This is a genomic window from Pontibacillus salicampi (assembly GCF_042434395.1).
Classification (GTDB): domain Bacteria; phylum Bacillota; class Bacilli; order Bacillales; family BH030062; genus Pontibacillus; species Pontibacillus salicampi.
Map to the genome: position 1 here is coordinate 122,419 of NZ_JBHLTP010000009.1, position 11,949 is coordinate 134,367.

Annotated in this window: 12 protein-coding genes; 10 read left to right on the forward strand and 2 right to left on the reverse strand. The window is 41.3% G+C overall.

Annotated elements, in window-relative coordinates; translation table 11 throughout:
• Window positions 1–5 precede the first annotated feature (5 nt).
• The 6 genes from ACFFGV_RS10940 to spoVM all read left to right on the forward strand — a co-directional run bounded on the left by ACFFGV_RS10940 (window position 6) and on the right by spoVM (window position 5,667).
• Window positions 6–761 (forward strand): Stp1/IreP family PP2C-type Ser/Thr phosphatase, encoded by a 756-nt coding sequence (locus ACFFGV_RS10940; RefSeq protein ID WP_377347688.1) that lies wholly within the window; start codon window positions 6–8, stop codon window positions 759–761.
• Window positions 761–2,800, forward strand: a complete 2,040-nt coding sequence (gene pknB / locus ACFFGV_RS10945) for a Stk1 family PASTA domain-containing Ser/Thr kinase (RefSeq protein WP_377347691.1) — start codon at window positions 761–763, stop codon at window positions 2,798–2,800. The genes ACFFGV_RS10940 and pknB overlap by 1 nt, the downstream gene beginning before the upstream one ends.
• Window positions 2,801–3,682 carry a ribosome small subunit-dependent GTPase A gene (rsgA, locus tag ACFFGV_RS10950; protein ID WP_377347693.1) on the forward strand — a complete coding sequence of 294 codons (882 nt, stop codon included), beginning with the start codon at window positions 2,801–2,803 and terminating at the stop codon, window positions 3,680–3,682.
• Window positions 3,683–3,685: 3 nt separating this feature from the next.
• Window positions 3,686–4,336, forward strand: a complete 651-nt coding sequence (gene rpe, locus ACFFGV_RS10955; RefSeq protein ID WP_377347695.1) for a ribulose-phosphate 3-epimerase — start codon at window positions 3,686–3,688, stop codon at window positions 4,334–4,336.
• Window positions 4,337–4,873: 537 nt separating this feature from the next.
• The gene (locus ACFFGV_RS10960) at window positions 4,874–5,548 is read left to right on the forward strand and encodes a thiamine diphosphokinase (protein WP_377347697.1); all 675 of its coding nucleotides are present in this window, start codon (window positions 4,874–4,876) and stop codon (window positions 5,546–5,548) included.
• 35 nt (window positions 5,549–5,583) lie between these two features.
• Window positions 5,584–5,667, forward strand: coding sequence for a stage V sporulation protein SpoVM (gene spoVM, locus ACFFGV_RS10965; protein ID WP_377347945.1), 84 nt, complete (start codon window positions 5,584–5,586; stop codon window positions 5,665–5,667).
• Window positions 5,668–5,772: 105 nt separating this feature from the next.
• Here the strand turns inward: spoVM and rpmB are convergent, their stop codons facing one another.
• Window positions 5,773–5,961: a 50S ribosomal protein L28 gene (rpmB, locus tag ACFFGV_RS10970; protein WP_377347699.1), complete on the reverse strand. Its 189-nt coding sequence runs from the start codon at window positions 5,959–5,961 to the stop codon at window positions 5,773–5,775.
• Window positions 5,962–6,314: 353 nt separating this feature from the next.
• Between rpmB and ACFFGV_RS10975 the strand changes: the two genes are divergently transcribed.
• Window positions 6,315–6,677, forward strand: a complete 363-nt coding sequence (locus tag ACFFGV_RS10975; protein ID WP_377347701.1) for an Asp23/Gls24 family envelope stress response protein — start codon at window positions 6,315–6,317, stop codon at window positions 6,675–6,677.
• A gap of 38 nt (window positions 6,678–6,715) precedes the next feature.
• Window positions 6,716–8,383, forward strand: a complete 1,668-nt coding sequence (locus tag ACFFGV_RS10980) for a fatty acid kinase ATP-binding subunit FakA (protein ID WP_377347703.1) — start codon at window positions 6,716–6,718, stop codon at window positions 8,381–8,383.
• Between the two features lie 461 nt (window positions 8,384–8,844).
• Here the strand turns inward: ACFFGV_RS10980 and ACFFGV_RS10985 are convergent, their stop codons facing one another.
• Complete coding sequence (locus ACFFGV_RS10985; protein WP_377347705.1) at window positions 8,845–10,110, reverse strand: NCS2 family permease; 1,266 nt, start codon at window positions 10,108–10,110, stop codon at window positions 8,845–8,847.
• Between the two features lie 267 nt (window positions 10,111–10,377).
• Between ACFFGV_RS10985 and sdaAB the strand changes: the two genes are divergently transcribed.
• Window positions 10,378–11,040, forward strand: a complete 663-nt coding sequence (sdaAB, locus tag ACFFGV_RS10990; RefSeq protein WP_377347708.1) for an L-serine ammonia-lyase, iron-sulfur-dependent subunit beta — start codon at window positions 10,378–10,380, stop codon at window positions 11,038–11,040.
• Window positions 11,041–11,054: 14 nt separating this feature from the next.
• Window positions 11,055–11,948, forward strand: coding sequence for an L-serine ammonia-lyase, iron-sulfur-dependent, subunit alpha (gene sdaAA, locus ACFFGV_RS10995; RefSeq protein WP_377347710.1), 894 nt, complete (start codon window positions 11,055–11,057; stop codon window positions 11,946–11,948).
• The last annotated feature ends 1 nt before the right edge of the window (window position 11,949 follow it).

The window sequence follows — 11,949 nt, forward strand, 5'->3', positions numbered from 1 at the left end:
ATCCCATGAATGGTTATTTTTTAACAGATAAAGGACAAGTAAGAAGTCATAATGAGGATTCAGGAGGCTTGTTTTTTAATCAAAACCACCAGATTTTAGCTGTAGTAGCTGATGGTATGGGTGGCCACCGTGCCGGAGATGTAGCAAGTAATATTGCTACTTCCTCCCTACATAATAAATGGTTAGACACAAGTGCTATTCATACCCCTGAGCAAGCTGAGACATGGTTAAGGGATACTATAAAAACTGTTAATAGTGAAATTTATGAGCATGCTATTCATAACGAGGAATGTCATGGCATGGGAACTACAGTAGTAGCTGTCATTTGTACAGATGAATTTTTTTCGGTAGCCCATATAGGAGATAGTCGGTGTTACCTAGCTAATGGTACAGGCTTTAAACAGGTAACGGAAGACCATTCCCTTGTTAACGAATTAGTAAGAACGGGCCAAATTTCCCCTCAGGATGCCGAACACCATCCGAGGAAAAACGTATTGCTAAAAGCGCTAGGAACGGAAGCAAATACAGAGGTTGATATTAGAACAGTAACGTGGGACCCGGATAACCAATTGCTATTATGCTCTGATGGCTTATCCAACAAGATGAGTGACGAAGAGCTCTATGATTTTGTGAAAACGCCTATGGTACTTGAAGATGCCGCCAGCAAGCTAGTTAATATTGCTAATGAGCGTGGGGGAGAGGATAATATAACCCTCGTCATTGTCCATCATGATGAACATGAGAAAGAGGGTGCTTCCTAATGTTAAAGGGACACCTTTTAAATGAACGGTATGAAATTAAGGAAATGATTGGCGGAGGTGGTATGGCCAACGTCTATCTTGCAACAGATACCATATTAAACCGTGATGTAGCTATTAAGGTACTTCGTTTGGAATACAACAATGATGATGAATTTATCGCAAGGTTTCGCAGGGAAGCCCACTCTGCCACAAGTTTATCCCATCCGAACATCGTTAATATATTCGATGTCGGAGAAGAAGAGCACATATACTATATGGTCATGGAATATGTAGACGGAATGACTTTGAAGCAATATATTCAAACCTATGGACCTGTGGAAGTACAGGATGCACTTGATATTACAAAACAAATTACCTCTGCCATATCCCATGCCCACGATAATGACATCGTACATAGAGACATAAAACCACAAAACATATTGATAGACGAATATAAGCAGGTGAAAGTAACAGACTTCGGTATAGCTATGGCACTCAGTGCAACGTCTCTCACACAAACCAATTCTGTTTTAGGATCAGTCCATTATTTGTCACCGGAACAGGCTCGCGGGGGGATGGCTACCAAAAAATCAGATATTTATTCTATCGGTATCGTATTATTTGAACTATTGACGGGGAGATTGCCATTTTCCGGCCAGTCCGCAGTATCCATTGCATTAAAACACCTGCAAAGCGAAACACCTTCCTTAAAGCGCTGGAATGCCATGATTCCTCAAAGTGTTGAGAATATAGTCCTGAAAGCAACAGCAAAAGATCCTTTTCACCGATATGATGATATCTATGATCTGGTAGATGATCTGGAAACGGCACTCCATCCAGACAGACAGCAGGAACAGAAATTTGAAGTACCTTTCGACGACAATGAAGAAGTAACTAAGGCTATTCCCATAATTACTAATGACATGTACAGTCAACACGATTCTAAAGAAAATACAATTGTGCATGATACGAATCACACAGAAACCCCGCCAGCCCAAGATGCCAAAAAGAAGAAGAAGAAAAAATGGAAAGGCTGGGTGTTTGGGAGTCTTGCCGTTATTGCACTAGTGGCGGTTCTTGCAGTATTTCTCATTCCAAAGCTTCTCATACCAAAGGATGTGGAAGTGCCAGACGTAACTGATATGTCTTATGAAGAGGCGTATAGTAAATTGAGTGAGCTGAAGTTAGATGTAAGTCAGGAGACGATGTATTCTGGTGATGTAGAGGAGGGGAATGTAGTTAAAACCAGCCCTGATAGTGGTTCTACTATAAAAGAGGGTGCTCCTATTAAGATTTATACGAGCTTAGGAAAAGAAAAAGTAGAATTTGAAGATTATACCGGTAAAACCTTCTCTCAAGTAAAGAAAATACTAGAAGAGCAAGGGTATTCCGTTCGGGCTATTCCACAAACGTCCTCAGACATACCAGAAGGGGAAATAATGGAGCATGTACAGCCTTCCCCTGGAGAGAAAGTTATTCCTGGTGAAGAGAATGTTATTTTTGAAGTGAGCAGCGGTCCAGAAAAAGTAACCATTCAAAGCTTAGAGGGGATGACACTCGAGGAAGTAAAAAATTATGTGAACCAAAACGATAAAATTTCCCTTAAAGAGCCTCAATATGAATACTCTGATACTGTCCAAGAAGGAACTGTTATTAGACAAGAACCAGAAGCTCTAACAGAAGTGAACAGTGGTGCAGAAATTCAAGTGTATATTTCTCAGGGGCCGGAAGAGAAGCCGCCGGTTAGTAAAGAGGTTTCCTTCACGGTAGAGGTGCCAGAGAATGAGAATAACTCCCAAAATCAAAATGGAGATTCATCGGATAACCAAGAAGGCTCTGATAAGGAAAAGCAAGCGGACGAGTATTCTGTAAAGGTATATATAGAGGATATGAATAACGATTATTCACAGGTAGCTATTGAGGAAACTATATCCGAAACAACGGATTATACGATTGACCTTACTATTGCGGATGGTGAAAAAGCGAAATATAAAGTGATGTTAGACGATAGTGTGTACAAAGAAGAAACGGTACCATACGAAGAGGGTGAAAGTAATTAAATGCCAACAGGAAAAATTATCAAGTCGTTAAGTGGCTTCTATTACGTGCAATCAGAAGGTCAAGTATATCCTTGCAAAGGCAGGGGGAATTTTCGAAAAAAGAAGATTACCCCTGTTGTAGGAGATGATGTAACGTTTGATAAGGACGAGAATAATGAAGGATATATACTCGAAATCAAAGAACGTAAAAATGAGTTTGTCCGTCCTCCGATTGCAAATGTAGACCAGGCTATTATAGTCGCTTCTGTAGCAGAGCCTGAATTTAAGCCGTTGTTACTCGACCGATTTCTCGTATTGGTTGAGGCTAAATCATTGAGTCCTATTATCGTGTTTACGAAAACGGATTTGTTAGATGATGCTTCTATGGAACAAATGGAAGAGTATAAGAGCGTCTATGAATCATTAGGATATACAGTCGTATGGGGTTCTTCTAAGATTGAGCATAGCCTGGAGGAACTGGCTCATCATTTGGCGGATCATACGTCACTTATCGCGGGTCAATCAGGGGTAGGTAAGTCCTCGATATTGAATGCACTTAAGCCTACATTAAATTTAGAAACGAACGATATTTCCAAAAGCCTTGGACGAGGCAAACATACAACGAGACATGTAGAGCTAATCGAAATGTATGGCGGCCTTGTTGCAGATACACCAGGATTTAGCTCGTTAGAATTAAACGAAATTGAACTAGATGAGTTACCAGACTGTTTCCCTGAGATGAGAAAGTACGGAGAACATTGTAAATTCAGAATGTGTCTGCATCATAAAGAACCGAAATGTGCAGTTAAACAAGCTGTGGAAGACGGAGATATAGCTTCCTTCCGTTATGAAGATTATTTACAGTTTTTTGAGGAAATCCAAACGAGAAAGCCGAGGTATTAATGTATGACTAAAATAGCTCCATCCATTTTATCTGCTGATTTTGCTGCTCTAGGAGCGGAAATTCAAGACGTAGAACAAGGGGGGGCCGATTACATTCATGTGGATGTAATGGACGGCCATTTTGTACCGAATATTACAATAGGACCTTTAATTGTAGATGCCATTCGACCTGTAACATCTTTACCTCTAGATGTGCACCTTATGATCGAGCAACCTGATCAATATATACAGGCTTTCGCTCAAGCCGGAGCAGACATCATTACTGTACACCAGGAAGCATGTCCCCACCTTCACCGCACGATCCAGCTTATTAAACAAGAGGGAGTGAAAGCAGGGGTTGTCCTTAACCCAGCTACACCGGTGGACACAATTAGACCCATATTGCAGGATATTGATATGGTTCTTCTAATGACGGTAAACCCTGGGTTTGGAGGACAATCCTTCATTGATTCCGTGGTACCGAAAATTGAACAGTTAGACAGTTTGAGAGAAGAGCTAAGTCTTTCCTTCGAGATTGAAATCGATGGAGGGGTCAAACCAGGTACAGCTAAAAAGTGTAAAGCAGCAGGAGCAGATGTATTGGTTGCAGGGAGTGCTGTTTTCAACCAAGAGGACCGTGCAGCTGCCATTCAAAGTATTCGAGAAGATGCATAACGTACAGGACTGTAGGAAGTCAGGCTGAATGGAGGGCGGTTTTGTTACCAATACTGTGATTAGCGGGGCGGAAAATAGCCCCTGTGGGATATCTCAGACGAGTCTGCCCATTTCCACCCCACTGTGCGATAAGTAATGGGAACAGAACCTAACGACAATAAAAGCCCCTGATCCGATTCCATGCAAATATTGATCGCTATCTTTCCTCAGGGCAGCAGAAGAGGTTCAGACTCATCATTCGATGGGTGTTGGCGAAACGGCGAGACTCCTATGGGACAGGAGAACAGGTGAGACCCCACAGCGACCGAAGGGAGCGAGGAGGCTCAGCGGACGCCCATGCAAAGCGAGTCGTTTTGCCAACATCGCCTCGATACACACATAGAAGAACCGACGGGACTTTCTCGACACTCTGACTGCCTATAGTAATAGGCAGTTTTTTATAACGTTTATCCTAAATGCAGCATTATTGGGCAAGAGCTTGAACGTTTCAAAGAGGGATACGTGAGGAATGGATGCTTAGAAAGGAAAGTGATAACAATGACAAAGGTGGCTATCGTTGGAGGAGGTCCTCGTGAGCACATTCCAGATTTAACTGTTTATGTAGAGGAGGAAATTATTTGGATTGGGGCTGACCATGGATCATTATCCTTGCTGGACCAGGGTATTATTCCCAATCATGCAGTGGGGGATTTTGACTCTGTCACTGCCGAGGAGAAGGACGACATCATGGAGCAGGCACACCAATTTAAGGAATACCCGGCAGAAAAAGATGAAACAGATTTAGAGATCGCTCTCCGCACAGCATACAAGTATAATCCTACTGTGCTGTATTTGTTCGGAGTTACCGGGGGTCGACTGGACCATGAACTAATTAATATCCAGCTGCTATATCCTTTGCATCAAAAGCAAATAAGAGGTGTCGTTATTGATAAAGGTAACTGGGTGGAATTGAAGGAGCCAGGCCTTCATGAGGTTGCTCATAGCGATAGGTATCCGCATATATCCTACATACCATTGACACCAGAAGTGAGCGGACTAACTCTTTCTTCTTTCTATTATCCACTTGAAAATGCCACCGTTACATGGGGATCTACGCTATGTATATCTAACAAGCTTATTTCAGAAAAAGGTACTTTTTCGTTTGAGGAAGGCATATTATTACTTGTAAAGAGCCGAGATGTAATAGGAGGATTAAATCCTGGCTTAGTTTAGCCCATAGTGGATCTATGTTAGAGGAGGGGGAACATATGAAGTTTTATACCATTAAACTCCCACGATTCATTGGTGGTTTCGTACGTGTTATAATAGGAACCTTCAAGAAAGACACCTAGGTTGGTATGTGCAAGGAAGTGAATAATTTGTCCTCTTTACTGTTATTTCATCCATACAAAAAAAGCACCCATTAACAGGGTGCTTTTTTTGATGGTGTAAGAGACTTACACACGCTGGAATTTACCAGATTTAAGCTCACGTGCAGAAATGTTAACTTTTTGTGGTTTACCGTCAATCATTACGCGAACTTTTTGTACGTTTGCTTTGAATTTACGTTTTGTAGCGTTCATCGCGTGGGAACGGTTATTTCCAGTTCTAGTTCTACGACCAGAAACGGCGCATTTACGACTCATAATTTTTCCCTCCTACTTGCAATAAAGCTTGTAACACGCTTTATATGTGTTCAAATACTTATTTAATTTATCATATGAATTACTGTTTTTCAACAGATATAGATAAATATATCAAGAAAACTAACTTGACAGATGATTCGTTTTCGTCCATTGTAGAAGAGGGTTTTTTCGCAATCTAGAGGAAAACAGGATGTTTAAAGCTGATGAATTAGGAACAATAAAGAAGAAGGAAGATGTCTTCATCCTACATAATAGCAGTCGAAATAGGGTGATGAAACCTTTGTTAGCTTTAAAAAACAGCAGGGTTATAGTAAAATGACCTTAAGTTTAAGTAGAACGAAGGAGGATATCAGATGTCCATCGATTTAAACACAAATTATGGTCATGTAACCATTACCAATGAAGTGATCGCCACAGTTGCCGGAGGTGCAGCTGTAGAATGCTATGGTATCGTTGGAATGGCTTCTAAAAATCAATTGAAAGATGGAATAGCGGAAATACTTCGCAAAGAAAACTTTTCCCGAGGAGTCATTGTACGCCAGGAAGAGGAACAAGTACACATAGATATGTACATTATTGTGAGTTATGGAACAAAGATTTCCGAGGTAGCGCACAATGTTCAATCCCAGGTTAAATACACACTAAACAAAACTGTCGGCTTATCTGTTAACTCTGTAAACATATATATTCAGGGTGTACGGGTGACCAACGAATAACTGAAACAAGCTTATAGGAGATGAAGGAGGAAATTGGAGTGACGATACGGACGTTAGATGGAGCAACTTTTGCAAAAATGGTACTCTCAGGAGCAAACCATTTAACGAATAATGCAAAAATGATCGACGCTCTTAACGTATTTCCCGTACCAGATGGAGATACAGGAACGAACATGAACTTATCCATGACTTCTGGAGCGGCAGAGGTTCACAAAGTGAAGGAAGATCATGTCGGCAAAGTGGCAAACAGTCTTTCTAAAGGACTGTTAATGGGAGCTAGAGGAAATTCTGGGGTAATTCTTTCACAATTATTCCGTGGATTTGCTAAATCAGTAGAAACGAAACAGACCATTACGACAGAAGATTTTGCGGAAGCGCTTAACGCAGGAGTAAAAACAGCCTATAAAGCTGTAATGAAACCAGTGGAAGGTACAATATTAACAGTTGCCAAGGATTCAGCAGAAGCATCGAAAGAGTTAGCAAAGAAACATGAAGACATAATTACGTTTATGGAAGAAATGATCAAGGAGGCTAAGGCCTCCTTGAAACGGACACCTGAATTACTTCCGGTTTTAAAGGAAGTTGGAGTTGTAGATAGTGGTGGACAAGGCCTCGTAACCATTTATGAAGGCTTTCTTGCCAACCTTAAAGGAGAACCATTACCAGAAGCTGCTGACACAGCTCCTAGTATGAATGAAATGGTCAATGCAGAGCACCATAAGCTAGCTCAGGATTTCATGAATACAGAAGACATTGAATTTGGTTATTGTACTGAATTTATGGTTAAATTTGAGGACGCCAAGCTTAAAGACAACCCATTTGATGAGGATACATTCCGTAATGAACTAAGTGAACTGGGTGACTCTTTGTTAGTTGTTTCAGACGATGAACTTGTTAAAGTGCACGTTCATGCGGAACATCCAGGAGAAGCGATGAATATGGCTCAGCGTTTTGGCAGTCTTATAAACATTAAGATTGAAAACATGCGCGAACAGCATACGTCTATCGTTGGAGAGCACAAGCAGGATTCAGCCCAGCAAGAGAAAGCTGAATTCGGTATTGTAACTGTAGCAATGGGATCTGGTATTAAGGAAATCTTTGAAAGCCTTGGTGCCTCTGTCGTCATTGAAGGTGGCCAAACGATGAACCCTAGTACACAGGATATTGCAGATGCCATTCAACAGGCTAATGCAAAGCAAATCCTTGTATTACCTAATAATAAGAATATCTTAATGGCTGCTGATCAAGCTGCTGCTTTAGCAGATGATCAAGTATTGGTTGTTCCGACAAAGACAGTTCCTCAAGGGATGAGCGCGATGCTTTCCTTTAATCCGGACGCGTCGATAGAAGAAAACCAGGAAACAATGAAAGATGCAGCTAAAGCAGTCAAGACAGGTCAGCTAACTTATGCGGTGCGGGATACTCAAATTGATGGCATGACTATCGAGAAGGGTAATTTTATGGGAATTTTAGAGAGTAAGATTTCCTCCACACACGAAAATAAGCTGGAAGCTGCTAAGCAATTGCTACAGGATATGATTGATGAAGAAGAGGATGAAATCCTAACTATTCTATACGGAGAAGAAGCTTCTCCGGAAGAAGTAGAGGCGTTAGAAGCCTATTTGGAAGAGCAGTTTGAAGATTTGGAAGTAGAAATTCATAACGGTAAGCAGCCAATATACTCCTTTATCTTTTCTGTAGAATAACGTGTAGTAGACGCGTTTCATACTGAGTTTAAAAAAAACTTGTAGAGAGTGTTTTTCTCTACAAGTTTTTTTATGCACTATTCCCTATACCTGCTACTTCATGGGATCAATAATGCTAGGTAAGGTTAGATGATGTAATAATAAAGTTGAAATGAAGTTTTCTTAATTCAGAGAATGGAAAACTTGATTTGGAGATAATTTGGAAGGAGTATAGAAAGAGCGGCTGATTGGGCTGGAATCACTCTGTTTTCCTACGGATCCACACGAGGTGGGGTCGCGTTCACCGTTGCTACAGCATGTAGCGCTTTTAGGTGAACTTCCTTACTTGCGGCTGAGCCTCCTACCTTCCTCACATATAAGTAACGGACCAGCATTATCTCGATTTGAAGTCTTCCACATATGGACGCTAAACAGAAATATGTATAAAAAAGCCACCCTTGTGAAAGGGTGGCTATCGTGTTCTAGCCTATTGCCTTAAAGACAAATTCTGCCAGGAACATACACGCTATGATAACAATCGGTACGGAAATTTCTTTTTTTTGACCAATCGCAAGCTTGACAATTGGATAGGCTATAAAGCCAAATGCCATGCCATCAGCGATGCTGTAGGTGAATGGTATCATGACAATAATTAGGAAAGCTGGAATCGCTTCTGACAAATCCTCAAGGGATATATGCCGAATATTTTGTACCATGAGTGCACCGACAATAATGAGAATCGGACTGATGGCCATAGATGGAATCCATGAAATAAAAGGGATAAACGCAATGGTGATAAGGAAAAGCAGACCAGTAGTAATGGACGCCTTACCTGTTTTTCCATCCGAAGCAATAACGGCAGCGCTCTCTGCAGATGATACAGTCGGTGATGTTCCGAAAAATGCGCATGTCAGTGCAGAAATAGACGTCGTTTGAAAAGATCTTTTAAATTTTTCCGGCTGATTCAGCATATTAAGCTGTCCATTTAACAGACCCATATTCTCAAACACTAACACGATGGTTAACGGAAAGACACTCATCCAAAAGGCGAGTTCATCTATGGCACCAAGTGATGGAGTGAAAATCCATTCTACATCGAAGGTCATGGATGAAGTATTACCATCCAGCACACCGAACAAGTATGCTAGTAAAGTGCCGCTTGCCATCGTGAATAGAAAATGGCCGGGTACATTCTTTACAAAAAGAAAAATGCCAATGGCTAACGTAATCAGTGTCACGAGTACGACAGGGGATGTTAAGGAACCAAGTTCCACTAAAGACCGTTCTCCCCGAACGACAACGCCGCCTTTCTCTAATCCAATTAGAGTTAAGAAAAAACCTAATCCTACAGTGATCGCATGCTTTAACGAATCAGGGATTGCTAATTGCAGCCAATTGGCGAGGCGTGTTGTAGCCACTATAATAAATAATATAGACGATACTAAGACGACGCCAAGCCCTTCCTGAAAGGTTAAGCCTGCTCCTTGTACAATGGAATAGGCAAACAAAGCGTTTACGCCCATCCCTGGAATGAGAATCATTGGTGCATTTGCCCAAAAGCCTAGCATCAGGCATCCGACCACACTAGCTAAAATGGTAGCTATCATGGCATTTTGTACAGAAACTCCTGCTTCGCTTAAGATGGAACTGTTTACTGCTACAATATAGACAGTAGTTAGATATCCCACAATCCCTGCTGATATCTCTTTTTTAAGCGGAGCGTGTGTCTGTAACTGCTGTTGTTTCATAATGCATTCCTCAAACAATAAATAGCCCTCTCCCGCCCGATTATGCCGTACATAATCCACAAGTTTATATTATAGAGATAGTTATCGAATTTAGCAACCAGAAGAAGGATTCTAAGCACTAGCAAATTCTGATATAATAGAAAGGCTGGTGAGATAGAATGAGTGAATGCGCTTACATGCTATCTCTGTTACACTGGTTATAAAAGAGAATAAGCTCTTCACTATACAATGTTTTTACACTTTTTATTCATATAGGATGGTGACAGAATGAAATTTAAATCTGTATTCGACATTATAGGACCTGTAATGATAGGACCATCTAGCTCTCACACTGCTGGTGCAGCTAGAATTGGCAGAGTGGCAAGAGATTTATTTGGCAGGGAGCCTAAATGGGCAAATATACACCTTTATGGATCCTTTGCAAAAACCTATAAGGGCCATGGGACAGATGTTGCGATTATAGGTGGATTATTAGACTTTGAAACCTATGATGAACGAATTAGTCAATCGTTAGATATAGCAAAGGAAAACGGAATGAAAGTACGGTTTTACGAAGAGGATGCCCATACTGACCATCCCAATACTGCACGTATTCGTATTGGAGACGATGATGGAGATATGGAGCTTGTAGGAATTTCCATCGGTGGTGGAAAAGCAGAAATTACAGAATTAAATGGCTTCGAGCTCCGTTTATCTGGTAACAATCCTGCGATATTAGTTATGCACAATGACAGATTCGGTGCAATAGCATCTGTGACACAGCTATTAGCAAAGCATGAAATTAACATTGGACATATGGAGGTGTCCAGGAAAGAGGTAGGCAAAGAAGCCTTAATGGTGATTGAAGTGGACCAAAATATAAGCGAGGATCAGTTAAAGGAATTAGAAACGTTTGATCATATATTACAAGTTGCCAGAGTTGTAGAATAAGAAAGGGGTACAGTATGAAAGTATTATTTCGAAATGTAGCAGAGCTTGTGGAGTTATGCGAAAGTGAAAATAAATCAATTTCTGATATTATGATAGAACAAGAAATGAAAGTGAGAGAAAAATCATTTGATGAAGTGTACAGCCAAATGGAAAAGAATTTGGATGTTATGGAAAAAGCAATTGAAGATGGTTTAAAAGGGGTGAAATCTGTTTCGGGCCTAACGGGTGGAGATGCAGTACTTATTCAGGAATATATGAAAAATCACACCCCATTATCTGGTAACATTGTGATGGATGCTGTCAGTAAAGCGGTGGCGACCAACGAAGTAAATGCAGCAATGGGAACTATTTGCGCAACTCCAACGGCTGGGAGTGCAGGCTGTGTGCCAGGTACATTATTTGCCGTAAAGAACCAACTGAATCCTACCCGTGATCAAATGGTGCGCTATCTATTTACATCAGGAGCGTTTGGGTTTGTAGTAGCTAATAACGCCTCCATTTCTGGAGCAGCAGGAGGATGCCAGGCAGAGGTTGGTTCTGCTGCAGGGATGGCTGCTGGTGCCATTGTCGAAATGGCAGGTGGAACTCCGGCTCAGTCAGCTGAAGCAATGGCGATCACCTTGAAGAACATGCTAGGATTAGTGTGTGACCCTGTTGCAGGACTAGTCGAAGTGCCATGCGTGAAACGAAATGCCATGGGGGCCTCCAATGCTGTCGTCGCAGCAGATATGGCGCTAGCTGGTGTTACTAGCAGGATTCCGTGTGATGAAGTTATAGATGCAATGTATAGAATCGGACAAACCATGCCTGTAGCATTGAAGGAAACCGCACAGGGTGGATTAGCAGCAACACCAACCGGTAGAGAATTAGAGGCAAAAGTTTATGGAGTTAATCTGAAGAAAGAGTGAG

Bases quoted from the DNA above. Each gene is read 5' to 3' on its own strand.
- sdaAB (WP_377347708.1), top strand. From the start codon at position 10,378: ATGAAATTTAAATCTGTATTCGACATTATAGGACCTGTAATGATAGGA.
- sdaAA (WP_377347710.1), top strand. From the start codon at position 11,055: ATGAAAGTATTATTTCGAAATGTAGCAGAGCTTGTGGAGTTATGCGAA.
- rpmB (WP_377347699.1), bottom strand. From the start codon at position 5,961: ATGAGTCGTAAATGCGCCGTTTCTGGTCGTAGAACTAGAACTGGAAAT.
- rsgA (WP_377347693.1), top strand. From the start codon at position 2,801: ATGCCAACAGGAAAAATTATCAAGTCGTTAAGTGGCTTCTATTACGTG.
- spoVM (WP_377347945.1), top strand. From the start codon at position 5,584: ATGAAGTTTTATACCATTAAACTCCCACGATTCATTGGTGGTTTCGTA.
- ACFFGV_RS10960 (WP_377347697.1), top strand. From the start codon at position 4,874: ATGACAAAGGTGGCTATCGTTGGAGGAGGTCCTCGTGAGCACATTCCA.
- pknB (WP_377347691.1), top strand. From the start codon at position 761: ATGTTAAAGGGACACCTTTTAAATGAACGGTATGAAATTAAGGAAATG.
- ACFFGV_RS10940 (WP_377347688.1), top strand. From the start codon at position 6: ATGAATGGTTATTTTTTAACAGATAAAGGACAAGTAAGAAGTCATAAT.
- ACFFGV_RS10985 (WP_377347705.1), bottom strand. From the start codon at position 10,110: ATGAAACAACAGCAGTTACAGACACACGCTCCGCTTAAAAAAGAGATA.
- ACFFGV_RS10975 (WP_377347701.1), top strand. From the start codon at position 6,315: ATGTCCATCGATTTAAACACAAATTATGGTCATGTAACCATTACCAAT.
- rpe (WP_377347695.1), top strand. From the start codon at position 3,686: ATGACTAAAATAGCTCCATCCATTTTATCTGCTGATTTTGCTGCTCTA.